This window comes from Pelagicoccus sp. SDUM812005, assembly GCF_031127875.1.
Classification (GTDB): domain Bacteria; phylum Verrucomicrobiota; class Verrucomicrobiia; order Opitutales; family Opitutaceae; genus Pelagicoccus.
Map to the genome: position 1 here is coordinate 120,979 of NZ_JARXIA010000001.1, position 23,586 is coordinate 144,564.

Annotated in this window: 18 protein-coding genes and 1 tRNA gene; 14 read left to right on the plus strand and 5 right to left on the minus strand. The window is 58.8% G+C overall.

Going from position 1 to position 23,586, the window contains the following annotated elements:
- Positions 1–11 precede the first annotated feature (11 nt).
- Positions 12–482, minus strand: a complete 471-nt coding sequence (locus QEH57_RS00480) for a hypothetical protein (RefSeq protein WP_309004694.1) — start codon at positions 480–482, stop codon at positions 12–14.
- A 302-nt stretch (positions 483–784) separates the two neighbouring features.
- The gene (locus QEH57_RS00485; protein ID WP_309004695.1) at positions 785–1,363 is read right to left on the minus strand and encodes an OmpA family protein; all 579 of its coding nucleotides are present in this window, start codon (positions 1,361–1,363) and stop codon (positions 785–787) included.
- Between the two features lie 93 nt (positions 1,364–1,456).
- On the opposite strand from QEH57_RS00485, the gene QEH57_RS00490 reads away from it, so the two are divergent.
- Entirely contained in the window at positions 1,457–2,296 is an 840-nt protein-coding gene (locus QEH57_RS00490; RefSeq protein WP_309004696.1) for a CbiX/SirB N-terminal domain-containing protein, read from the plus strand.
- A 201-nt stretch (positions 2,297–2,497) separates the two neighbouring features.
- Here the strand turns inward: QEH57_RS00490 and QEH57_RS00495 are convergent, their stop codons facing one another.
- On the minus strand, positions 2,498–3,145 hold the full coding sequence (locus QEH57_RS00495) for a response regulator transcription factor (RefSeq protein WP_309004697.1): 648 nt from the start codon (positions 3,143–3,145) through the stop codon (positions 2,498–2,500).
- 545 nt (positions 3,146–3,690) lie between these two features.
- On the opposite strand from QEH57_RS00495, the gene QEH57_RS00500 reads away from it, so the two are divergent.
- The 5 genes from QEH57_RS00500 to proB all read left to right on the plus strand — a co-directional run bounded on the left by QEH57_RS00500 (position 3,691) and on the right by proB (position 10,327).
- Positions 3,691–6,216 carry a DUF1592 domain-containing protein gene (locus tag QEH57_RS00500; RefSeq protein ID WP_309004698.1) on the plus strand — a complete coding sequence of 842 codons (2,526 nt, stop codon included), beginning with the start codon at positions 3,691–3,693 and terminating at the stop codon, positions 6,214–6,216.
- 11 nt (positions 6,217–6,227) lie between these two features.
- Complete coding sequence (locus tag QEH57_RS00505) at positions 6,228–7,607, plus strand: DUF1552 domain-containing protein (RefSeq protein ID WP_309004699.1); 1,380 nt, start codon at positions 6,228–6,230, stop codon at positions 7,605–7,607.
- A 23-nt stretch (positions 7,608–7,630) separates the two neighbouring features.
- Entirely contained in the window at positions 7,631–8,593 is a 963-nt protein-coding gene (locus QEH57_RS00510; RefSeq protein WP_309004700.1) for an alpha/beta hydrolase-fold protein, read from the plus strand.
- Between the two features lie 129 nt (positions 8,594–8,722).
- Positions 8,723–8,797 (plus strand) — tRNA-Met (locus tag QEH57_RS00515).
- A gap of 441 nt (positions 8,798–9,238) precedes the next feature.
- Entirely contained in the window at positions 9,239–10,327 is a 1,089-nt protein-coding gene (gene proB, locus QEH57_RS00520; protein ID WP_309004701.1) for a glutamate 5-kinase, read from the plus strand.
- A gap of 99 nt (positions 10,328–10,426) precedes the next feature.
- On the opposite strand, the gene nhaC is transcribed toward proB, so the two are convergent.
- Complete coding sequence (nhaC, locus tag QEH57_RS00525; RefSeq protein ID WP_309004702.1) at positions 10,427–11,926, minus strand: Na+/H+ antiporter NhaC; 1,500 nt, start codon at positions 11,924–11,926, stop codon at positions 10,427–10,429.
- Positions 11,927–12,130: 204 nt separating this feature from the next.
- Entirely contained in the window at positions 12,131–13,420 is a 1,290-nt protein-coding gene (locus QEH57_RS00530) for a glycosyltransferase (protein WP_309004703.1), read from the minus strand.
- A gap of 252 nt (positions 13,421–13,672) precedes the next feature.
- Between QEH57_RS00530 and QEH57_RS00535 the strand changes: the two genes are divergently transcribed.
- From QEH57_RS00535 to QEH57_RS00570, 8 genes are all read left to right on the plus strand, one after another.
- Positions 13,673–14,221 carry a DNA starvation/stationary phase protection protein gene (locus QEH57_RS00535; protein ID WP_309004704.1) on the plus strand — a complete coding sequence of 183 codons (549 nt, stop codon included), beginning with the start codon at positions 13,673–13,675 and terminating at the stop codon, positions 14,219–14,221.
- A 52-nt stretch (positions 14,222–14,273) separates the two neighbouring features.
- A complete protein-coding gene (locus QEH57_RS00540) occupies positions 14,274–15,626 on the plus strand; it encodes a sigma-54 dependent transcriptional regulator (protein WP_309004705.1) in 1,353 nt (450 codons plus the stop codon).
- A 33-nt stretch (positions 15,627–15,659) separates the two neighbouring features.
- Positions 15,660–17,426, plus strand: a complete 1,767-nt coding sequence (locus QEH57_RS00545; RefSeq protein ID WP_309004706.1) for an ATP-binding protein — start codon at positions 15,660–15,662, stop codon at positions 17,424–17,426.
- A gap of 265 nt (positions 17,427–17,691) precedes the next feature.
- The gene (locus QEH57_RS00550) at positions 17,692–18,186 is read left to right on the plus strand and encodes a hypothetical protein (protein WP_309004707.1); all 495 of its coding nucleotides are present in this window, start codon (positions 17,692–17,694) and stop codon (positions 18,184–18,186) included.
- Between the two features lie 50 nt (positions 18,187–18,236).
- Positions 18,237–18,968 carry a PRC-barrel domain-containing protein gene (locus tag QEH57_RS00555; protein ID WP_309004708.1) on the plus strand — a complete coding sequence of 244 codons (732 nt, stop codon included), beginning with the start codon at positions 18,237–18,239 and terminating at the stop codon, positions 18,966–18,968.
- A 250-nt stretch (positions 18,969–19,218) separates the two neighbouring features.
- Positions 19,219–20,577, plus strand: coding sequence for a glycosyltransferase (locus tag QEH57_RS00560; protein ID WP_309004709.1), 1,359 nt, complete (start codon positions 19,219–19,221; stop codon positions 20,575–20,577).
- Positions 20,578–20,598: 21 nt separating this feature from the next.
- A complete protein-coding gene (locus QEH57_RS00565) occupies positions 20,599–22,662 on the plus strand; it encodes an HAD-IIB family hydrolase (protein ID WP_309004710.1) in 2,064 nt (687 codons plus the stop codon).
- Positions 22,659–23,558, plus strand: a complete 900-nt coding sequence (locus tag QEH57_RS00570) for a carbohydrate kinase (RefSeq protein WP_309004711.1) — start codon at positions 22,659–22,661, stop codon at positions 23,556–23,558. Before QEH57_RS00565 ends, QEH57_RS00570 begins: the two co-directional genes overlap by 4 nt.
- The last annotated feature ends 28 nt before the right edge of the window (positions 23,559–23,586 follow it).

Consider the following 23,586-nt stretch of genomic DNA (forward strand, 5'->3'; position numbering starts at 1 on the left):
TTCAGGGAATCCTAGAAGGAAGGAGTGATGGTGGTTTCCACGCCTGGCTCGGCGACGTCGTTGTATCCACCGCTCCAGTACTCGTCGTTGATGAGTACCTTGAACTCGAAGGCCGTGGTGACGCCTGCAATGTCGATGCTCCAGCTGGAGTCGGACTTGCAATCCATGGGGATGCCTTCGGACCAGGAGAGTCCGTTGGCGCTGCCGCGTAGGAAGAGGGTGTTCCCGAAGCCGATATCGACGTTGGCGACGATAGTGGTTTTGGGAGCTGCTTTCTTAGCGGGCTTTTTAGCTGCGGCCTTTTTGGCGGGAGCCTTCTTGGCGGGCGCTGGAGCAGCTGCCTTAGTGGCAGGAGCCTTAGCGGCAACCTTCTTGGCGGCCTTCTTGGCGGGAGCTTTCTTGGCGGCTACCTTTTTGACGGCGGCCTTTTTGACGGCTTTCTTTGCGGCCTTCTTGGCAGCGGCGATAGTAGTCTTTTTCATGAGTTTGTCTTCTGATTTGGTACCGGTTTTGGTGTTGGATTCAACGGAGTGAGAAATGCCAACCGGCTCCCAGTTTCCGCGAATGAACACATACTTTTGCGCAATAGCAACAGCGAGATGTCCTTCGTGCGTTACGCCTGAGTGACGCCCGCCGTTGTTGCGCTCCATTAGCAGTGGTCGCGCCAGAAATCAAATCTGATCGAAGCTTATTAGCGAGCCTGCATTTCGGCTTAAGCGGGGACGCAAAAAAGCCCTGCCGGTGATCGGCAGGGCTCGTTTGGAAAATCAATACAGGTATCCGCTTAGCGGATGAGGAGCAGCTCGACCTTGCGCTCTTGGGCCATCTGGGCGGAGCTGGCGCCTTCGGTGGCCTTGAGGTCGCCTTGGGAGAGCGTCTTCAAGCGGTTGCCGGAAACGCCGAGAGTGATGAGGTAGTCGAGGGCGCTCTTGGCGCGACGATCGCCGAGGGCGAGGTTGTATTCCTGGGTGCCGCGCCAGTCGCAGTGTCCTTCGAGGATGAGCTTGGCTGTCGGGTTTTGCTTCAGGAAGTTGGCTGCCGATTCCAAGGTGCCGCGTTGAGTGGGAGCGATCGCGGAGGAGTCGAACTGGAAGAGCACGGGGGAGAACATGCCTCGGTCGGCGTTGGCGACGAGGGTCGCGATGTCCGCTCCGTCCCAGTCCGTGCCGCGAGATTCGAGCATGTTGCCTTCGCCGAGGTCGATCGGGTTGAAGCCGTCGTCCATTCCGCCGCCGTTGCCCTGGCCGTAGCCTTGGCCCATCACGGTGTCGAGCGGGTTCGGACGGCGCGGTTTCTTGGAGCAGCCGGAAAATGCGAGAGCGATCAAAGATGCGGTGGCGATTAGGACGATTTTCTTGAACATGATGGAGGGCTTGGTCTTCGTATTAAGGGACTATCGGTATTCGCCAAAGTTCGGCAAGAATTTACTGGCGAGAGTTTAAGGCGATTTTGGGATATGGAAGCGAGTGAAGAGTGTATTGTTTTACTGGATAACGGATCGCTGCGTCCGGAGGCGGTGTTTAGCCTTCGGACTATTGCGATGAATCTGGAGCGAGCGATCGGCAAAAAGGTGCATCCGGTGTCGCTGCTGCACTCGAGCAAGATTCCAGCGGAGAAGCTGGGCGGAGTGGAAGCGGAGACGTGGAGGCGTTTTTTGCGGCGCCGCATAGAAGGGGGAGTGGTCCGCTTCCGAGTTGTTCCCTTGTTTTTTGGTCCGAGTTCGGCGATCGCGGACTACTTGCCAAAGGTGACTGCCGAGGTGATCGGTGCTCTGGAAGGTGTGGAGCTACAGGTCGCTCGCCCCTTGGTTGACGCGGAGAATCGGAGCGACGATGCGGTTGCTTGCATTTTGGAGGAGCTGCTTATTCAGAAACTGGATACGCAGGAGAGTAAGGCCGCATGCGGAGTGGTAGTGGTGGACCATGGCAGCCCCGTGGAAGCGGTGGCGAAGTGTCGGGATTTGGTGGCTGCCCAGCTGGAGAAGCGTCTGGGGGAGCGTGTGCTGGGAGTTGTGGCAGCGTCGATGGAACGGAGGGAAGGCATGGAGTACGCATTCAACGAGCCCTTGCTCGAATCGGCTCTGGAGATGGCGGCTCAGCGAGGTTGGCAGCGGCTTATCCTTAGCTACATGTTCTTTTCGCCTGGAAGGCATGCCGGAGCGGGCGGGGATATCGATGAGATCGTGGCTGCCTCCGATTTTGTGAAACGCGGTGGCGAAGTCCTATCGGCGCCCTTGGTTGGACGGAGCTCGCTGCTCATCGACTTGTTGGCTCGCCGCTACCGGGAGTCTTTGTAGGAGCGACTGGGGTTGCGTTTTTCAGCGCTTATCGCGGGGCGAGGCCGCGTTCTGCACTGCGGAGGGGCGGCAAGCGTCAGCTCCAGCTTGCGGCGTTTGAGTTTCTGCTGGGACCGATTCCCTGCAAAATAAATGGAGCCAAAAAAAGGATGGAAGGCCGAGGCCCTCCATCCTGCAAAAGAATAATACTCCTAAAAAAGTCTAGATCGCGGGCTCGAGGTCGATGAGGCCGTTCTGCATGGCGTAGCGGGTGATGCTGGCGACGTTGTGGAGGTCGAGCTTGCGCATCATGTTGGTGCGGTGGTTGTCGACGGTCTTGATGCTGAGGCCGAGCTTGAGGGCGATTTCCTTGGTGCTGTGCCCTTCGGCGATCATTTGCAGAACCTCGCGCTCGCGCTCGGTGAGGCTGTCCTTGGAGCGCTGGACGTTGCCTGGATTGGCGACCACGGTGCGGATGAGCTCCGCTACGTTGGGGCCGAAGAAGGTGCCGCCTTCGGCGACGATGCCTAGTCCGTTGATGAATTCTCGCAGGTTCGCGGTCTTTTCCACGAATCCGTGGGCTCCGGCTTCCAGCATGTCCTTGACGATGGACGGATTTTGGTAGGCGGAGAATACGAGGAAGCGGGTGTCCGGCAGCTGGCGATTGAGGCGGCGTACGATTTCGAGGCCGTTGAGGCCGGGAAGCCGAGCGTCGACGATGACGATGTCGGGCTTGAGCTCGAGGATTTCCTTGAGGGCGTCCTGCCCGTTGCCGCAGTCGCCGATGATCTCGTAGCTGTGGCGTTCGAGAACGTCGGCGAGCATTTGCCTTACGGCTGTGAGGTCGTCAACTATGTAGAGTCGTTTCATGATGGCGTAAATTCAGTGGTGGTTTGGGGAGCTCGTTCTCCCGAGGTGGTCTCTATGTACTCAATCTATAAGGATAAGTCCTTATATCAAGCTGGAGGCATTGTATTCACATTCGTTTGAAGTTTGAGGGTAAAAATTGGTCAACGCTTTGACCACGATTGTAAGTCGGAGGTGACTATTTGTAATAAATTAGGGCTTACGCCCTATGCTTGGCCTCCCTGTTTTTAACCCTAATTAGAGACGTTTCGTGACCCTAGCTTCGCTCGGGTGGCCGTGGGGAGCGGGAGGGCGGCCGCGTTAGTATTAAGTTAGAGTGGAGAAAGCCCGGCCGGCGGCTCTCCTGTTATTGCTTCGAGCCACACGGGCGGCTTATGTTCCTCATTAGTTGATGCGTTGGATCTGGAGGGATTGATGCGCTGGGGATGTCCCCGTTCCGGTAGCTTTGGCTGCTTGCGAAGCTGTCTCCCCATGTCCGCTCGCTCCTTGCGGAAGCAAGGGCGGGAATCGCGCTCGACCGATCTTAGTTCGTTTGCCCCAAACTGCCTATGCCCCCTTTTACCAAGCGCGTTTCTGGCGCCTTTGCGCTCGTTTATTTAGGTTCCGTCGCCTCCCTTGCAGGCGCGGCGGACGGTTTCTTCGAGGAGTTTTCCGAGGAGATTCAACCGGTGCTCGATATCTATTGCTACGATTGCCATGGATACGGCAGCGAGAAGGGCGGGGTCGTCTTGGACGAATTCGACAATGCCATGGAGTTGCGCGACCACGGCCTTTGGTTGCGGGCCTTGAAAAACTTGCGTAGCGGCCTGATGCCGCCCGCGGACGAATTGCAGCCGAGCGAAGCGGAACGCGAGGAAGTCTTGGCTTGGATCAAGGCCAAGGTCTTCCAGCTTAATCCGGCGAATCCGGATCCCGGTCGCCAGGTGCTGCGCCGCTTGAATCGGGTCGAGTACCGCAACACGATCCGCGACCTGCTCGGCTACGACTACGATACCTCCGCGGAGTTTCCCGCGGACGATACGGGGCATGGCTTCGATAACATGGGGGACGTGCTGACAATCTCCCCCATGCTGCTGGAGAAGTATTTGGACGCGGCCCAGCAGATAGTTGCAGCTACGGTGCCGACTCGTTCCAGGGTGGTAGCGGAGACGGTCGTGCCGGGACGGCATTTCGTGGCGACTGGCGCCGCGGCGCCCAGTTCGGGGGCGTGGACGCGCGATCTCTCTTATTACAAGCCGGTAAGCGTAACGGCGGAGCGAAGGGTGGAAGTGGGAGGGACCTATGAGATCGTTTGGGACCTGATGGCGATCGAGACCTACGTGGATAACGTGTTCGACCAGAATCGCTGCACGCTCGTTCTCAAAGTTGACGGGGAAGTGGTGCTGGAGCGGGAATTCACGCGGGAAGGCTGGCAGGCGTACACCTTCGTGCAGGAGCGCCATTGGGAACCGGGCTTGCATCGCTTTACCGCAGAGGTGGTACCTCTGACTCCAGATGTGGAGCAAGTGCGGGATCTGCGCTTCAGGCTGAACAAGGTGAGCTTGCGCGGGCCTTTCTCGGAATCGCATTTCGTCGAGCCGAAGGATTACCGAAAGTTCTTTCCGCGTCCCGTTCCGGAAGACGAAAAGGGGCGACGCGAGTACGCTCGGGAGTTGATCGAGAAGGCGGCCACGCGCGCTTTTCGCCGTCCGGTGGAGGACTATACATTGGAGCGTCTGGTGTCCTTGGCGATGTATTCAGCTTCCGGAGAAGACTCCACTTTCGAAGCGGGAATCGCCCAAGCTTACGCGGCTATCTTGGCTTCGCCGCGATTCCTCTTTCGCGAAGAGTCGGTATTGGGCGAGAGCCTGCAAGGGGATGCCGCCTTGGTGGACGAGTGGGCCTTGGCTTCTCGGCTCTCCTATTTTCTTTGGTCGACCATGCCGGACGAAACGCTTTTCGATCTGGCGCGTCAGGGCCTGCTGAGGTCGCAGTTGAGGCAACAAGTCCAGCGGATGCTGGCAGATCCGAAGGCCTCCGCCTTGGTGGAAAATTTCGTTGGCCAGTGGTTGCAGGCCCGCGATATCGAGTCGGTGCCGATCAGCGAGTTCGCCGTTTGGCTGCGTGAGAATCCGAATCCGGAGCTCGAGCGGGCTCGCGCGACCTACGAGCGAATTCGCGATATCCGCGTGGCGGATCGAACGGATGAGGACAATGCGGAGCTGGAGCGCGCTCGGGCGGCCTATCGCGCTGCCTACCGGATCCCAAAGCCTTCGCTCGGCGGCGAGCTGAGGAGGGCCATGCTGGAGGAAAGCGAAAGCGTATTCGAATACATACTACAAGAGGACCGGAGCGTGCTCGAGTTGCTGAAAAGCGACTACACCTTCCTCAATGAAGAATTGGCAGCCCACTACGGGATCGAAGGGGTGGAAGGCGAGGCTATGAGGCGTTTCCAATTGCCGGACGACAGCGTGCGTGGAGGCGTGCTTACGCAGGGGACGGTGCTCGCTGTCACTTCGAACCCCACCCGTACCTCGCCGGTAAAGCGCGGTGTTTTCATTCTCGATAACATTCTCGGCACTCCGCCTCCGCCCCCGCCGCCGAACATCCCTTCGTTGGAGGACGCAGCCAGTCCCGACGAGCTTAAGGAACTTTCGCTGCGCGAGACCTTGGCCCTCCACGCCGAGAAGAGTACCTGCCGCTCCTGCCATAACCGCATGGATCCGCTTGGCTTGGCGCTCGAGAACTTCAACGCCTTGGGGCGTTGGCGGGAGTCCGAGATGGACATGCCGATCGAGCCCGAGGGACGCTTGATTACGGGAGAGGGCTTTTCCGACATCCGGGAGCTGAAGGAGATCCTCGTGACGGAACGCCGCGACGACTTCTATTATTGCTTCACCGAGAAGCTGCTGACCTATGCCCTCGGACGAGGGCTTGACTACTACGATGTCGAAACGGTGGACCGTCTGGTCGCGGAGCTGCGCGAATCCGGAGGAAAGCCGTCCGTCTTGATTCACGGGATCATCGAATCCGCCCCTTTCCAGAAACGCCGAGTCTCCACTTTGGAGGAAGCCCATACCCATATTGAACGCTAACGACTGCTGCTATGAAAAGAAAACGCTACCTTTCGCCTGAATCTGTAAGCCGGAGAAATTTCCTCAAGGGAATCGGCGCCTGCGTGGCCTTGCCGGCCTTCCATTCTCTGATGCCGAGCAAGTTGTTGGCGGCCAGCTCCGCTCTGGAAGCGGCGACCACTAGCACGGGAGCTCCGCTACGTACCGCCTTCGTCATGTTCCCCAACGGAGCGATCCCCGCCCGCTGGTGGCCGGAAGGGGTTGGGCGCGATTTTGTATTCAATGAAACCCTACGTCCCTTGGAGAAGCAGCGAGAAAACTTGCAGGTTCTCTCCGGACTCGACCACGAAAACGCGAAGCCCGGAAACGACGGGGGAGGCGACCACGCGCGCGGCAACGGCGTCTACCTGACCGGTGTCCGCTTGAACAAGAGCGCTACGGATATTCGGGCGGGGATTTCGATCGACCAAGCCATGGCGAACGAGGTGGGGCACCTCACTCGTTTCCCGTCGCTGGAGTTGAGTTGCGATGCGCGTCGGCAGTCCTCCAATTGCGATTCGGGCTATTCCTGCGCTTACCAGTACAATATTTCCTGGCAAGACGAGCATACTCCCATGACTCCGGAATCGAACCCGCGGCTGGTCTTCGAGCGCATGTTCGGAGCGGGAGACCATGGCGAACGCGCGGAGAGCGCCCGGCGCCGCATGATGGGACGTCGCTCGCTTCTCGATTTCGTCATGGACGATGCCCGCCGCATGCAGAAGCGACTCGGTTGGGAGGACAAGGAGAAGCTGGACCAGTACTTGACGGGGGTGCGCGATGTCGAGTTGCGTATCCAGAAAGCGGAACAGTTTGGTCCGAACGTGGATCCGAAACTGCCGACCCCGAACGGCATTCCCGACAGCCACGTGGAGTACGTGGACCTCATGTACGATATGATGTTGCTGGCCTTCAAGACGGACTCGACGCGTATCGCGACGTTTGTGCTCGGCCACGATGGAGACAACCGTTCTTTCAGCCAGATCGGAATCAGCGAGGGGCATCACGACCTTTCGCATCACCAGAACAATGAGGACCGGGTAAACAAGGTTGCGGCCATCGACCGTTGGTACGTGGAGCGCTTCGCTGCTTTCCTCGATCGCTTGGATGCGGAGAAGGACCTGGACGGAAATTCGATCCTGCACAACTCGCGTATCGTCTACGGCAGTGGAAATGCGGACGGCAATATCCACAGCCACGACAACTTGCCGATCATTCTGGCAGGGGCAGGTGGTGGAACTTTGAATACAGGTCGCTACGTGAAGCATGGAGCGAAGCCGATGACGAACTTGTTCCTGAGCCTCGCCGATCAGGCGGGTGTTGCAGGCTTGGAGCGTTTCGGCGATTCCACAGGGCGCTTGGGCAATATCTAGAAAACGGGAAGACGCTTGCGCTTATGAAATCGTTGTTGTCGCTGTTGTGCGCCCTTTTTTCGCTTACCGCCTTGATCGCTCGGGAGGTGCCGATTCGAACGGGGATCGGCGGGCTTACGGACTATCATGTTCCCCAGGAGGGCGTTCCCAAGGGGCGCTTGGAGGGGCCGTTCGAGTTTCGCAGCAAGATCATAGAAGGCACGGTGCGGCGGTACTGGATCTTCGTGCCGGCCCAGTATGACGGTAGCGAAGCGGCTGGGGTGCTGGTTTTTCACGATGGCCAACGGGCCACGCACCCGGAGGGGGTACTGCGGGTCCATCAGGTCATGGAGAACGCGATCGCGAGAGGTGAGATGCCGGTGAGTATAGGGATTTTTATTACTCCCGGCAATTTGTCCGAGCGCTATCCGGACGATCTAGGCTGGAGCAATCCGAACCACCGCGCCCCGGAGTACGACGCGATGGACGACCGCTATGCCCGTTTCCTGATCGAGGAAATGCTGCCGGAGGTAGGGAAGTCCTATCGATTGACTGACGATCCGGAGAAGCGCTGCATCGGCGGTACCAGCAGCGGAGCGATTTGCGCGTTCACGGTGGCTTGGCACCGTCCGGATGCGTTTCGCAAGGTGCTGAGCTTCATCGGCAGCTACGTTTCGATCGGCTTCCGTCCCGACGAGACTCCTCCGCGCTTGGGCGGGCAGGACTATCCGGCTTTGATCCGCCGGGAGCCGATTCGGCCTCTGCGGGTGTACCTGCAGGACGGGAACCGGGATTTGGACAATCGCTGGGGAAATTGGTTTTTGGCGAACCAGCAGATGCTGGCGGCCTTCGATTTTGCGAACGCCCAGGCGGATCGCGCCGGCTCGGCGGGCCCTCGCTATGCGGTGGAGGCGGTTTGGACCGATGGGGTGCACAATGACGACCATGCGGGAGCTCTCCTGCCGGAGGCCCTGCGTTGGGTGTACGCCCAGGACGCGGCGGACTAGGGCGGGGAGCGGAGCGAATTAGCTCTTCGAGGCCTGCCGGGGGCTTGGGGAAATTTCCCAAAAAAGTGTTCAATAGAGACTTGACTTGCCTTTGTTCAGCAGCAGGTTTTCCATCTCTTTCTGAGAGATGTCAGGGTAGCTCAGTGGTAGAGCAGGAGACTCATAAGCTCTTGGTCGGCGGTTCAAATCCGCCCCTTGACACCACTCTCTCAACTTTCTGAAGCCGGTTCCCGATCGAGGGGACCGGCTTTTTCGTGCCCGGAACCTTGGCAGGACAGGGCGGAGAACGGACTCTGCTCATCGCGTTTGAGCGGCTAGTTGGGGCGCTTTTAGGATGTATTTGATGGGTGGATACTGATCTTCTTTTGCGTAGCTGGAAACAGGATACAAGGGTAGGTAGCTTCGATGGCGTCCTGAGCGGGCTCGGAATCGTTGTTTTGACAAATTTGAGAGTTTCCGCGTACTGAGGGGCTTACTGGGCTTTTTCGCGTCCTGCGAAGGCCCTAGACCTTATCTATAAACTCAAGAACATCATCGTTTTGTATTTTAAAGACTTCTCCGATTTCGCGTGCTCTAAAACGTGGCTGCCTTTTGCCGGCGGCCCTCTACACCCGATCGTTGCGAACTAGTTAACTTCGAAAATCGATGGAATCGAGAGATAGAACAATCGTCATCAAAATTGGGTCGAGTTTGCTCGTAAGCGAGGAAACTGGAAAACTGCGCATGGATTTCCTCTACCACCTCATGAATGACGTGGTAAGCCTGCGGGCCCGGAATTACAAGGTGGTCCTCGTTTCCTCCGGCTCGGTCGCTCTGGGGCGCCGCTACGGAGCGAGAACGCCTGAGGAAAGCCTGACCTTGCCGCAGAAGCAGGCCGCGGCGGCTTTGGGGCAGCCGGCCCTGATGGCGGCCTACCAGAATTTCGCCTCGGAGCACGACATGCGCATCGCCCAGATCCTGATCACGCGCTCCGACTTCGACGACCGCAAGCGCTTCGTGAACGCGGAGGATACCCTGGAGGAATTGCTGCGCCAGGGGATCGTGCCGATCGTGAACGAGAACGACACGGTCGCCACCAAGCACCTGCGGGTGGGGGACAACGACCGTTTGGCGGCCAAGGTTTGCCATCTGGTCGAAGCGGACGATTTGGTGATCCTGACCAATGTCGGCGGTCTGCTCGACCGGGAAGGCCGGATCGTGGAGCGCGTCGACAATTTGGACGAGGACATCTTTTCGCTGGCAGGCGGGGCCTCGGGCCCGGGAACGGGTGGCATGATCACCAAGCTGCAGGCGGCGGAAATCGCCCTCGCGTCAGGCTGCCGTACCCACATCACCAGCGGCAGCTGCGTCAATCCAGTGGTGGACGCCATCGACGGGTCCCGCGTGCACACGGTGATCGAATCCAACATCACGCCGGAGAGCGCCCGTCACCTTTGGATCGCCACCAGCTTGGATATTCGCGGCTTCCTGGAGATTCGGGACAAGTCCTTGCCCAGCCTGACGGAGGGGAGGAGCTTGTTTCCGGAGGACCTGGTCAAGGTTTCCGGCGAGTTCGACCGCGGCGACATCGTGAGCATCAGCGTGGGCGAAAACGAGGTGGCCCGCGGGATCGTAGCCTTCAACCATCACGAGGCTCAGGCTTTGCTGGAGCGTCGCAGCCCGGATATCTTTTCGGTGCTCGGTTACCGCACGCGGCCCGACGTGGTACATAAAAACGACTTCGCCTTTCTCTAGCGAAGTCGTTGTAGAACCGTTTTTCGAAGAGGGCTGGCCTGCGGGACCAGCCCTTTTTTTGATTCGGCGCGGCTGAGCGGTGGTGGCGCTATTCTCGGTCTAGGACTTGGGCGCTTGGGTTTCCGCTTCGGTAATGGCTGGGAAACCGGCGGCGATTTCCTCGTCGTCGCGCTTCCAGCGTTTCATTTCCTGATGGGTCGCCTTGGGCGAGAAGAAGCCGGTCGCTGCATAGAAGACGCCGATGCAGGGGGCTAGCCAGCAAGCGAAGGCGAGGGGAATGTAGAGCAGGTTTTCCATGTGGCCGTGTCCGATCTGCAGGCCGAGGGCGGAGATGACGAAGGCGCCGCCGGCGTTCCAGGGGATGAGCGGCGACATGAGGGTGCCGCCTTCTTCGATGCCGCGGGCTAGGTTGAGCGTGGAGTAGCGAAGGCCGCGGTAGAGCGGGGAAAACATGCGTCCCGGCAAGGCGATGGAGAGGTAGGGGTCGCCCGCCACGAGGTTGGTGGCGAAGGAAGTGCCGATGGCGGCGGCTTGGGTTCCGCCGAAGCTTTGCACCTTGTTTTGGATGGTGTTGATGATGGCTCGAAGGCAGCCGGTGCGCTCGAGGGCGCCGCCGAAGCCGAGGGCGATGAGGATGAGCGAGATGGTCCACATCATGGATTGGATGCCGCCGCGATTGAGCAGGCCGTCGATTTGGCTGACCCCGGTTTCGATGGAGTAGCCGTTGTTGGCATACTGGAAAATGGATTGGAGGCTGGCGCCCTGGGCCACCATGGCGACGATGGCTCCGACTACCACTCCCGCGAACAGGGAGGGAATGGGCGGATATTTTTTCAGGGCGAGGGCCATTACCAGCAGGGCTGGCAGAAGCAGCCATCCCGAGATGTTGAAGTTTGCCTCGAGGGCGCTGGTGATGGCGTCGATCTTGGCGAAGGAAACTGTTTCTTCGCCCACCAGCTGGAAGCCGGCGATGAGGTAGATCACGAGAGCGATCAACATGGCGGGTAGGGTGGTGGGGATCATGTTCTTGATATGGGAGAACACGTCCGTGCCCGTAACGGCGGGAGCTAGGTTGGTGGTATCCGAGAGCGGCGATACCTTGTCGCCGAAGAAGGAGCCCGATACGACGGCTCCCGCAGTCCAGTACATGGGGATGTCGAACCCTGCTCCGATGCCCATCAGGGCCAGGCCGACGGTGCCGACCGTGCCCCACGAGGTGCCCAGCGAAACCGAAACGAAGGAGCAGATGATCATGCTCGCTACTAGAAAGTACTCCGGCGATAGGATCTTGAGTCCGAAGTAGATGATGCTCGGCACCGTGCCGCTCGCGATCCAGACGCCGATGATCATGCCGACCGTGATCAGCACGGATACGGAGGGCAGGGCCACGTGGATGACGTGGAAAACGCCTTCCTCGATGTCCTTCCACTTCAAGCCGAGGCGAATGCCGACCAAGCTGGTAATCGCCAGGCCGATGGCGAGCGGGATGTGAGGCTCGAAGACGCCGAAGTAGAATATCTGGAGTCCGATGACGAGGAGGGTCAGGACAACAGGGGTGATCGCTAAGGCGAATTTGGGTTGTAATTCGTGTTTGTTCATGGTGGCCATATTCGTATTCTTACAATGAATACGTTGGGTGCGCCCAACGGGCATTGCGCCGATGTTAGCTGCGAAGACGGGATGATTCGCGGCTAGGTTCAGCCTACTCGTCTAAACACGATAGATCGTGGATCAAGGGAATTCTTGATCGATCACGGGCGTCGAGGGTCGTGTTGTGTATCCGAAGAAAGGATACTGATAGCCCTAGAAGTCTTCGTCCGGACTGAGGAATTCGCCGATTAGCTGGCGTCGGTGGTCGAGGTAGGCCTCGATTTGGTGTACGGCTTCGGCAGGTCCATCCTCTTGGTCTAGAGTGAGAAGGGCTTGCTGGGCGGCTTCCTGGTACGCTGGATTGGTTTCGATTTGCTCGACTTTGGCGGCCAGCTTTTCGGGCCAGTTCTTTTTGCCGAGCTTGAGGCCACAGCCGAGTCGTTTCACTTCGGCGCTGAAAAAGTCCTGGTCGCCGATATGGGGCACCACGATGTGGGGTTTGCCGGCGTAGAGCACGGAGGCGGTGGTGCCGGCCCCGCCGTGGTGGATGACGACGGAGGCGTGCTGCAGGAGCTGGTCGTGGGAGAGGGGGCCGAGCTCGAGAATGTTGCCTGCGGTTTCGGGAACCTTGAACCCGGACCAGCCGGTTTGCACGATCAGTTTCTTGTCGGCGGGCCAGGCGGCGAGCAACCGGTTCATGACCGCCTGGGGCTTGTCGTAGACCATGCTGCCGAAGGTGATGATGGGGACGAGTTCCTTGCCGCGAAAGGCGAGGATCTTTCGCTCGGCTTCGTCGGAGCTGGGGTATTGCCAGCGGCAGTAGCCCGTAAACTGGAAGCGCGGGTGGAGTTTGATCTTGGGGCGCATCAAGCCGGGAGATACGGCGACTAGCACGAGCTCGGCGGACTTGGAGAAGAAGTCCTTCACGCCCGGAAGCCCCTTGCGCTTGAAGGCTCGGGAGATCGTGGTGTTGATAGCTGTATCGACGACGACATTACCGACCTTCCAGCACAGGCGGTTCCAGCGTAGCTGCAGCCAGTTTGGCATGCCTCGTAGGCGAGGGAACTCGTGCGGCGGGTAAAAGCGGGAGGGGACGGTGTTGTGGGCGAAGGCGTAGGAGACGAAGGGGATGTTATGCTTTTCCGCGATCGCTTTGTTGATGGGAAAAAGGTAGGAGGAAACGAGGCAGTCGGCTCCTTCGATCGCTTCTTCCATGGCGTCGAGAATGGCTTCCAGGTGCGGGGTTGCCGCCTTGTACATCTCCTTGAGCTGGGAGACGGGAGACTTGAGCTTTTGCAGCCGTCCCATCCAGTACTGGAGTTCGGACTTGTCCCAGTCCGGCGGTATTTGAAAAAAGGGTACGCCTGCCGCTTCGACGTCGGGCTTGAAGGGGCGACTGGTAGCGAAGCGGACCGTGTGTCCGGCATCCTGCAGGGCCAAGGCTAGGCGAATGAGAGGGTAGATGTCTCCGGTCGACCCGTGGGTGGTGATGACGATGGTCATTTAAGGTCGCTAGATAGCGAAGGGGAGCGCCGCTTGTCGATGGCGGTAAGGTAACGTTTCTGTGTCGCCCTAGCGCGATCCTGCAAAGGGCATTTGCCGCGCTCGCCGGGTGCTTGCAAATTGCACGATAGGGGTCCTGCTCGCCGGGGATTGAAAGGTTTCTGGTTTTGTAAGTCGCTTGTTTGGAGAAGATTGCGGATTGTAGCGAAGCCTTTCGATACGCTTGGCGCGGTCCTAGCAAGTCGGAGCGTTATGGCACGAAAAACGCACGTACAGGATATCGACGAATTGGAACGCAATCCGATCGGCCTTCCCAGTTTCACCGCCAAGCAAGTGTCTGGATTGTTGGATACTTTGGTATCGAGCCTTTCAACCCAGTACCACCAGTACCTCAAGCATCACTGGGTGGTAGAAGGTCCGGAGCACCGCGACTTGCATGTGTTTTTCGAAGAGGCGTATGGGGAAACCCAGAAGCATCTGGATACCATCGCCGAGCGCATGACGACCTTGGGAGCGGTCCCGACCGCGTCGATGCGAGCCCAGGCCGGCAAGAGCCTGTTGGAGGCGGAGAGCGAAGGCGTTTTTCCCATTCGCGAGATGCTGAAGCGGGACTTGGAGAACGAGCAAGCCCTGATCTCTTTCATCGGCGAGGCGATCGGCAAGGCGGCGGAGCTCAAGGATTACGGATCGGAAACGCTGCTGAAGCAGGTGTTGTTAGAGAGGGAGGAAAGGGCGCACGAGATCGACCACTATTTGGGGCATGATTCGCTTTACCGTCGATTGACGGAGGAGGCATCCTAGGGTTGCTCGGCTTGCTTGAATCTATTTGGGTATGCGAAATACCCGCTCCTATATGAAAATCCTGATTGTTGACGACGAAAGCAATATACAGAAAACGACCGCTCTTAGTCTGAAGACCATGGGCCACCAGTCGGTGTCGGCCTTCAGCGGCAGCCAAGCGCTGCGCAAGCTCGGGGAAGATCGCTTTGATGCGGTGTTCCTCGATTTGCGTTTGGGAGAGGAGAACGGCTTGGAGGTCTACGACGAGATGCGTCAGCAGGGTTTCGATATGCCGGTGATCATGTTCACGGCGTATTCGTCGATCGAGACAGCGATCGAAGCCACGCGCAAGGGGGTCTTCGACTACGTCGCCAAGCCTTTCGTACCGGAGCAAATTAGGCAGGCCTTGCGCAAGCTCGAGGAGAGCCGTTCCTTGGCGAACAAGGTCGAGGAACTGGAGACGCGCCTCGCGGACAAGTCGCCCGGCATCCGCTTCGAGTCGCAGGATCCGCGCATGCAGCAGGTGTACGAGGTCGCGGCCAAAGCGGCGAAGTCCGACGCGAATATCCTTTTGCTCGGACCGAGCGGGACGGGTAAGACTGTATTGTCCCGTCGGATACATGAAATGAGCCCAAGGGCCGGCAACCCCTTCGTGGTGGTGCACTGTCCGAGCCTTTCCAAGGAGCTTTTGGAGAGCGAGCTCTTCGGCCATGTGAAGGGCAGCTTTACCGGAGCGGTCAAGGACACTTGGGGCAAGGTGGATGCCGCGGAAGGCGGCACGCTCTTCCTCGACGAGGTCGCGGACTTGCCGCTGGAGATTCAGGCGAAATTGCTGCGCCTGCTGCAAGAACGGCTTTACGAGCGTATTGGAGAAACCAAGACGCGAACGGCGGACGTGCGGATTTTGGCGGCCACCAACAAGGACTTGCAGGACGAGGTCAAGGAAGGGCGCTTCCGGGAGGATTTGTTCTATCGCTTGAACGTCATCGCCTTGCAGCTGCCCGGTTTGTCGGAACGCAAGGGAGACCTCGAAAGGTTGGTCTCCGACTACGTGGATTTCTATGCGCGCAAGATGGGGCGGGAGGTGGCCAAGGTGGAAAAGGACGCGATGGATGCCATCCTTGCCTACAATTGGCCGGGCAACCTGCGCGAGCTCAACAACGTGGTGGAGCGGTGCTTGATCCTGTGTTCGGGGAACACGGTTACCTTGGCGGATCTGCCGATCGAGATCAGCGGAGGAAAGGTGGAATCGGGCGGAGCTACGGGAATCTCCGGGCTCGGCAGCGACGTGACGCTGCAGGAACTGGAGGACGAACATATCAAGCGCGTCTTGGATCGCAGCGAGAGTTTGGAGCAAGCGGCCCGTACCTTGGGCATCGATTCGGCCACCCTTTACCGCAAGCGAAAGAAGCTGGGGCTGCTTTGATCGGCATGAACCATTCGGGGCTGAGTACTTGATATGCTACGTTCGAAACTATACATGGGGATGCTTCCGGTGGCCGGGTTGCTTATCCTCGTTTGCATGTATTCGGTTTATAACCACGCGAAGCTGAGCAGCGAGCTGGACCGCCTACAGGTGGAGCAATATGGATCGATCTCCCAGGTGGAGCGCGTGCTGCTTGCCACCTCTCAGCTGGAGCGAGCGATTCTCCTGCATTTGGAGGGCGAGAAGGAATTGGCCAAAAATGCCTACGAGCGAAGCCGCCCGGTTCTGGAGGAATGGGTGGCGACGCGAAAGGAGGAAGAGAAGCTGACGCCTCTGCTGCGGAATCTGTTGTCTATGGGACGGGCGGTTTTCGAGACGAAGGAGCGGGCGATCGTGGCCCACTTGCAGCCCTTGGTGGAGCAAATCGAAGACGAAGGGTTTCGCTCCATTTCCGGGAATAATTCGGTGATCAAGGCGACGAACGAAGTTTTGAGAGGCGATTCACAGACGCACTTTTACGTGGTCGTGTCAGCCATCGTGGCGAGCGTTTTCCTGATGGGCTTCGTTTCCTACCAGCTGAGCCAAAGGATCCTCAAGCCGATCGATGCCCTGACCGAATCGGCGACTCGGATCGGAGACGGCCGCTACGACATGGCGGCCTATACGCCTAGCAGCAAGGACGAGATCGCCCGGCTCGAGAATGCCTTTGTCGAGATGGCGGCTCGCATTGCCGAGTACCAGCGCTTGAGCGATCTGCAGGTCGCCCGCACGCGTCGACGCATGGAGGAGTGCTTCAGCAACCTGCCGAATCCGGTGATCTTCCTGAACGCGGCCCGAGATCTGGCCTACCAGAATCCGGCGGCGAAGGAACTGTTGGAGCTCGTGAGTTGGGAGGACGAATTGCTCCCGCAACTGGCAGTGCGGGTGGAGACGGTATTTGGCACCGGCGAGGAAGTCTTGGAGACGGATTTCGATGAGACGGTTTCGGTCAAGATCGGCAACGAGCCGCGTTTTTTCCTGCCGCTGTTCGTGCGGGTGGACAGTGACGCGGTGGACGAGATCGAATGCGGGCTGGTGCTGCAGGACATCACCCAGCTGCGCCTTTCGGACGAGCTGAAGAGCGATATGGTGGCGACGATCAGCCACGAAATTAAGACGCCGGTGACCAGCGCCACCATGGCGCTGCACCTGGTGCTGGAGAAGAGCTTGGGAGAGTTGACCGAGGATCAGGAAGATATGCTGCAGACCGCGACGGACGACCTTGCGAGGCTGCGTCGGATGCTGGACCACTTTTTGGAAATCGCTCGCCTGGAGCGCAAATCGCCGCGCTTGCATGCTGTCAGGGAATCTCCACTACGCATCGTTTCTTCGGTGATCGATGCCTTCGGGATGCCGGCCCAGGGCAAGGATATTCAATTGGTCTCCAACGTGGAGGAGTCGCTGCCGCCGGTTCTAGTGGACTTGAAGGCCATGGAGGTGGGCCTTTCGAACTATCTGTCCAACGCGATAAAGTTCAGCCCGCCTGGTTCGCGAGTCGTGGTGTACGCGGCTTTAGCCGGTTCGCGGGTGCGTTTTGGAGTTCGGGACGAAGGCCCTGGCCTTGCCGCCGAAGATTTGGAGACAGTGTTCGAAAAGTTTTATCGATCCCGTCGGCACCGAGCCGTGGATGGAGTGGGCCTGGGTCTGTCCATCGTGAAGGACATCGCAATCGCCCACGAGGGGACCGTGGGCTGTTTGCCCTTGGAGCCCCAAGGCTGCGACTTTTTCATCGAGCTGGATCCGGCTCCGGAAGAGTCCTGAGCTCGGGCGGCGAAGCTTAGCCGTGGCGGTTCAGTTGGTTGGGTTCCGCGAGCCGTGGAACGGGGCGGGAAGCTGCAATTGGCAGGGAGGCAAAGCGCGTTTTCTGCATTCTGCAGGAGTCCGATGGCCGAGGTGGCGAAGGGGCAAGGGCATTCGCAGCTGGCGCAGGAAATGCGAGGGGAAGGATAGGGCGTTATTATCCGAGACTCGTCTCCAAAGGTAGGAGACTGAGCCTGCGGGTGTTCGCTAGGAGAAAGGACTACTTATGAAAAATCGAATTGGAACTTGGGTAAGGGGATCGGCCTGTCTCGGGGCGATCCTCAGCGTTTTGCTTTTAGGGACCGCATGTAGCGACAAGGACGGGTCAGCCGATGCCGACTACAATTGGTCGGATCAGGCGAAGGAGCGGATGAGCGAGGCGAAGGCCGCCGGCAGGGAGTCTTGGGCCGAGTTTTCCGAATACACGATCGAAAGGAAGGCGGAGGCCGTCGCCTTCCTAGAACGCAAGTCGGTCGACTTGGACCGAAACATCGAAGCCCTCGGCGATGAGGTAGAGAGGCTTGCGGACGCCAGCAAGGTGGAGGCGCAAAAATCACTTGTTGAGCTACAGGCTAAGCGGGCGGACCTGCGCTTGAAAATTGAGAGAGCGAAGGAGGCGACCGTGGAAACTTGGGAAGAAGTTAAGCTCGAGTCCCAGGATAGCTGGAATGCGTTGAGAGAATCGGTGCAGGAGATGACGAGTAGGGTGAGCGGTTCGTAGACGTTCCTAGGAAACGGAAAAGAAAAGGAAAAAAGCTTATGTTATACAGCATGAAATATCTGATGGGGCTTCCGTTTCTCTGCCAAGGGCAGGGATGCGATCGTTGTGAAGACCTTTATTTTGAGGCAGGGTCTTGGAAGCTGCGTCACCTCGTAGCGGTGGACGATGGATTTGTATTCAAAAAACGGAGCCTTGTTTCGCCGCAGAGCATCGACCGTGCCGCCTTGGCGGCCAGCCGAGACTCGATCCCCTTGACGATTAGCAAGCACGCTTTGGAGTCGGCCCCGGCGTTCGAAGGGCAGGTCCCGCTCTCGCGAGCGGTGGAGCTTGCGGCTTTGGATCACTATCGGCTTTCGCCTTACTGGATTTCCGATTCGATCGAAGCCTCCTCGGGCATGGAGTCCGGTTACCCGGCGGATGACGCCTTGCCTGAAGAGGAGGACCTGCCGGAGGTGGACCCGGACCTGCGCTCGCTTAAGGAGCTGCTGGGATACGAGCTGCGCAACGGCGAAAACGTTCTCGGCGAAGTTCGGGATCTCGTTCTGGACCTGAGCGACTTTACGGTAGCGTATGTGGCGGTGGATACGAAGCCGTCCAAGCGCGGAGGGCTGCGCCTGATCGCGACGGGACAGGAGGACGTGGCCTTGTCGGTCGATGCAGCGAGCCGCTGTTTCAGGACCAAGTGCAGCTCCTATCACTTGCTGGAGAGCCCCAGCGCGGATCTGAGCGAGGGGCGTTTGACTTTGGGGGATCAACAGAAGGTGGATTTGTCGTCCTATTGAGGGGAATTCGCGGTAGCGGCCTAGGGGAAACGAGGGACGGATCTGGCGTTTTCCTTCCTTCGTCCCCGCAAGCGAGGGCGGGAGGCCTATCGTTTTCGGCCTTGGCGCGAAATTAGCGAAGAGGTGGGTGGCCGTAGCGCCGCGAGGAGGGAAACCGCCTCTAGCGTGAAAGTCGCAATGCAAAGCGCAACATCCACCTTGTAAGCTGCCCGATCTCGTTTTGGGCGAATTGGGAAACGAAAGAAAAACGATGAAAGTAACGCCAGAATCATTTGTAGAGAAATTTAAGCTAGAGAAGCAGGCCGACGACGCGGAGAAGCGAATCGCCATGATCTCTACGCACGGATACGTAGCAGCGGAGCCGCCGCTGGGAATGCCGGACACGGGGGGGCAAGTGGTCTTCGTCATCGAGCTCTCGCGCAAGTTGGCCCAGCTCGGCTATCAGGTCGATATCTGGACGCGTCAGTTCGAGGGGCAAGTCGCCGAGGAGGAGGTAGACGAGGGGGTGCGCATCCTGCGGGTTCCTTGCGGAGGCGACGAGTTTATCGCCAAGGAGTTTTTGCACGAGTGGATTCCCGAGTGGGCCCGCAACGCCATGGCTCGCATCAATGCGGAAGGCCTTTCCTACGAGTTCGTCAATTCTCACTATTGGGACGCTGGGATAGCCGGCGAGATCGTGTCCAACAACTTGGGTTGCCCGCATGTGCACACGCCGCACTCGGTGGGTACCTGGAAGCGTCGCAAGATGGAAACGGATTTTCCGAACGACAAGGAAAGTTTCGACGAGGTCTACAACTTCACGACCCGCATCGAGCACGAACAAAAGATCTACGATTCCTGCGCGATCGTTGTCGCCACTTCTCCGATACAGATGGACCTCTTCTTCGAGGATTATGGACTGCCTGAGGAGAAGGTGGCTATGATCCCGCCAGGTTACGACGATACACGCTTCTATCCGGTGAGCGAGGCTTCCCGCGAGTCGCTCCGGGAAAAGTTCGGCTTCGAGGGTCGAGTGATTACCAGTATCGGTCGCCTGAGCCGTAACAAGGGGTTCGACTTGTTAGTGGATGCGTTTGCGGTGGTAGCGAAGCGCTTTAACGACGTGCGCCTTTTCATGCCGCTTGGCTCCGAGTCGGAAGGGCAGGCGGAGGATCCGATGTTGAACGATATCGTGAAGCAGATCCACGAGCTGGGATTGCAAGACCGGGTAACGATCACCCAGTCGCTCGAAGACGATTTGATGCCGGACTTTTATCGAGCGAGCGACTTGTTCTGTCTTCCCAGCCGCTACGAGCCCTTTGGCATGACCGCCGTGGAAGCGATGGCCAGCGGCGCTCCGACGATCGTAACGACGAATGGAGGACTGTATCGAACGCTCGAATACGGAAAGGACGCTCTCTACGCTGACTCGTTCGACGCGCTCGACTACGGCATTACCATGTGCAAGGCTCTGGCCCATCCTACTATTAGCCAGCGCCTCTCCGAAAACGGTTCCCAGAAGGCCCGCAGCCTTTTCACCTGGTCCGGAATCGCCCAGCAGCTGATCGCGGCGGTAGAGGGGGTCGAGAACGATCCCAGCAGTCCGGAAAAACTGATGCCCGTAGCCTAGGAGACCTTTTAAACACGGAAGATGGTTAAACTTTTTTCTACCGATATCGACGGTACTTTGATCGGCAAGCCGGACGCCCTGGAGCGGTTCAACGCGTCCTGGATGGCTTGCCCAGAAGAGCGTCGGCCTTTGCTCTGCTATAACACCGGGCGCCTGCTCGACGACATGCTGGAGCTGATCGAGCATGGCGATCTGATGGCTCCCGACTTCCTCATCTGCGGCGTGGGCACGCTCATTTACGACTACCGCAAGAAGGAGAAGGTGAAGGATTTCACCGAGATCCTGGAGGAGGGCTGGAATCGGGATCGCGCCGCTGCGGCGGTGGGCAGCTTTCCTGATACAACGGTGCAGCCGAAGCATTTTCAAGGACCGTACAAGAGCAGTTGGTTTCTGCGGGACGCGACCGAGGAGCAGCTGCACGAAATCGAGGTTGCCTTGGAAAACTCCGACTTGGATGTGAATATCATCTATTCCTCCAATCGGGACTTGGACGTCGTACCCAAGTACGCGAACAAGGGGAACGCCCTGACTTGGCTAATCAAGCGGCTGAAGATCTCACCATCGGAAGTGGTGGTCGCCGGCGATACGGGCAACGACAGCGCCATGTTTCGCAAGAAGTCGATTCGCGGCATCGTGGTTGGCAACGCCCAACCCGAGCTGCACGAGCGCACGGTCGGGCTCGACGTTTACCGAGCTGACGGAGTGTGCGCGGATGGCGTATTGGAAGGGCTGATACACTTTGGGGCAATCGATTCTGTTTGCGAACCGGCCCAAGAGACCTGCGACCTGCCCCGCGACCCTTCGATGCACAAAGACACGCTGCGTCTGATCAGCGAGGAGAAGGTATCCAACATCAGCGAGGCGGATCGGGAGTATCTCAGGTTTGCCTACAAGAAGGCGGTGGAGGGACTGCGGCGAAACATTACGCCGATCGGCTTCTCGGCCTGTTCGCTCGAGGACAACGTGACGGAAGGCACGGACGAGAATTACCGTAGCGTCTGGGGCCGGGACGGCTCGATCGCCGTGATCGGTTCCCTGAAGCTTGACGATCCGGAAATTCGTGAGTGTCAACGCAACACGCTGCAGACCTTGCTGGACCACCTGTCCTTGACCGGGCAAGTGCCCAGTAATGTTTCTATCGATACGAAGGAGCCGGACTACTCTGGCGTGGGCGGCATCTGTTCCATCGACAGCGGCATCTGGTTAATCATCGCCGTTTTCGAATACGTGCGGGCCACCGGAGATCTCGATTTCTTGCGGGACAACGTGAAGAACCTGCAACGAGCCATGGATTGGCTGAGCGCTCAGGACGCGAACAACGACGGCTTGATCGAGGTGCCGGAAGCGGGGGACTGGACCGACTTGTTCGGTCGCAGCTACAACCCGCTCTACGACGAGGTTATTTGGTATCGGGCCAACATCTGTTACGGGCGACTCATGGAATTGCTCGGCAAGTGGGAGATGGCGGGAGACTACCTGCGCTGGGCGAGCCACATCAAGCGGACCATCCTGCGCAAGTTCTGGCCGTCGACCATCGGGCAGAAGGACTGGGAATATTCCTTCGCCGACCAGCAGCTTAACATGGGCGACACGCAGTACTTGCTGGCGCAGACGACTCCGTTCTCTTTCGACTGGCGTTGCGACGTGTATGCGAACGTGTTGGCCTTCCTCTTCGACGTGCTTGGAACGGATCAGGCCCAGAAAGCCTTTCGTTTTATGTGGGGGGTCGGGGCCAACCATCCGTATCCCGTTCGCAACTTGTATCCAGTGGTTCAAGCCGGCGATCCGGACTGGAAGCCCTACTACACGGTTAATCTTCTGAATCTACCCAATCACTACCACAATGGAGGCATCTGGCCGTTTGTAGGAGGAATGTGGGTACAGTTTATCCACAAGCTCGGTTTTCGGGATCTGGCTGTGGCGGAACTGATGAAGTTGGCCAAGGTAAACGAAGCGGGGATCGCTTCCTCTTGGGAGTTCAACGAATGGGCGCACGGGGAAACTGGCCGTCCAATGGGCAAAACCTATCAAGCCTGGTCTTGCTCCGAGTTTGTGAAGGCTTGCCAAATGCTTAAGATTGTATGAACGCTGCGAATACGAAGTGCGTGGTCGCCTTTGGCGAGGTTCTGTGGGACTGTCTTCCGAGCGGCCTGTTTTTAGGAGGGGCCCCGCTTAATGTGGCCTACCATGCGGCTCGCCTGGGCGCGGAGAGCTATGTCGCAAGCTCGGTAGGCAAGGACCTGCTGGGGGACGAGGCTTTTCGTCGGCTGGAGGCGGCAGGGATCGGCACCAACTTGCTGAAGCGGCATCCGCGCTTTCCGACGGGCGCTTCGGTTGCGAGCTTGGACGATGCGGGCGACGCGACCTATGATATTCTGGAGGAGGTCGCTTGGGATGAGATATCCTTGGGCGAAGAAGACGCGGAGATTTTGGTCAAGGCGGATGCCTTGGTTTACGGGAGTCTCGCGGCGCGGTCTCGCATGAATTTGGACCTGCTGAGCGGATTGCTCGAGCGAACCCAAGCCGTGAAGGTTTGCGACGTGAACCTGCGGGCGCCTTACGACGATCCGGAGCTCGCTCTTTCGCTAGCCCGCCGAGCGGATGTGATCAAGGTCAACGACGACGAGCTGGAGGTTCTATCGGGGCTTAGCGGCGACGACCTGCAGGGGCAAGTGCGAGCCTTAGGCCGGTTGACGGGCGTTGGCACGATATGCGTGACGCTGGGAAAGCGGGGCGCTTTGTTGTGGCGTGACGGCAAGTTCCTGTCCGAGTCGGCGGCCGAAGTGGAGACGGCCGATACCATCGGCGCCGGAGATTCCTTCACGGCGGCCCTTTGCATGGGAATCTTGCACGGGTACGACTTGGAGGAGTGCTTGCGTCGGGCCGTGCGTTTGAGCGCTTTCGTCGCGTCGAAGAGCGGGGCCCAGCCGGACTACGAGGCCGAAGAGGTTTTGCAGCCTGCTTTGCAGGAGGGTAAATAGCTAGGATTGGAAGCTGAAGTCGCTGCGG

Bases quoted from the DNA above. Each gene is read 5' to 3' on its own strand.
- QEH57_RS00480 (WP_309004694.1), bottom strand. From the start codon at position 482: ATGAAAAAGACTACTATCGCCGCTGCCAAGAAGGCCGCAAAGAAAGCC.
- QEH57_RS00485 (WP_309004695.1), bottom strand. From the start codon at position 1,363: ATGTTCAAGAAAATCGTCCTAATCGCCACCGCATCTTTGATCGCTCTC.
- QEH57_RS00490 (WP_309004696.1), top strand. From the start codon at position 1,457: ATGGAAGCGAGTGAAGAGTGTATTGTTTTACTGGATAACGGATCGCTG.
- QEH57_RS00495 (WP_309004697.1), bottom strand. From the start codon at position 3,145: ATGAAACGACTCTACATAGTTGACGACCTCACAGCCGTAAGGCAAATG.
- QEH57_RS00500 (WP_309004698.1), top strand. From the start codon at position 3,691: ATGCCCCCTTTTACCAAGCGCGTTTCTGGCGCCTTTGCGCTCGTTTAT.
- QEH57_RS00505 (WP_309004699.1), top strand. From the start codon at position 6,228: ATGAAAAGAAAACGCTACCTTTCGCCTGAATCTGTAAGCCGGAGAAAT.
- QEH57_RS00510 (WP_309004700.1), top strand. From the start codon at position 7,631: ATGAAATCGTTGTTGTCGCTGTTGTGCGCCCTTTTTTCGCTTACCGCC.
- proB (WP_309004701.1), top strand. From the start codon at position 9,239: ATGGAATCGAGAGATAGAACAATCGTCATCAAAATTGGGTCGAGTTTG.
- nhaC (WP_309004702.1), bottom strand. From the start codon at position 11,926: ATGAACAAACACGAATTACAACCCAAATTCGCCTTAGCGATCACCCCT.
- QEH57_RS00530 (WP_309004703.1), bottom strand. From the start codon at position 13,420: ATGACCATCGTCATCACCACCCACGGGTCGACCGGAGACATCTACCCT.
- QEH57_RS00535 (WP_309004704.1), top strand. From the start codon at position 13,673: ATGGCACGAAAAACGCACGTACAGGATATCGACGAATTGGAACGCAAT.
- QEH57_RS00540 (WP_309004705.1), top strand. From the start codon at position 14,274: ATGAAAATCCTGATTGTTGACGACGAAAGCAATATACAGAAAACGACC.
- QEH57_RS00545 (WP_309004706.1), top strand. From the start codon at position 15,660: ATGCTACGTTCGAAACTATACATGGGGATGCTTCCGGTGGCCGGGTTG.
- QEH57_RS00550 (WP_309004707.1), top strand. From the start codon at position 17,692: ATGAAAAATCGAATTGGAACTTGGGTAAGGGGATCGGCCTGTCTCGGG.
- QEH57_RS00555 (WP_309004708.1), top strand. From the start codon at position 18,237: ATGAAATATCTGATGGGGCTTCCGTTTCTCTGCCAAGGGCAGGGATGC.
- QEH57_RS00560 (WP_309004709.1), top strand. From the start codon at position 19,219: ATGAAAGTAACGCCAGAATCATTTGTAGAGAAATTTAAGCTAGAGAAG.
- QEH57_RS00565 (WP_309004710.1), top strand. From the start codon at position 20,599: ATGGTTAAACTTTTTTCTACCGATATCGACGGTACTTTGATCGGCAAG.
- QEH57_RS00570 (WP_309004711.1), top strand. From the start codon at position 22,659: ATGAACGCTGCGAATACGAAGTGCGTGGTCGCCTTTGGCGAGGTTCTG.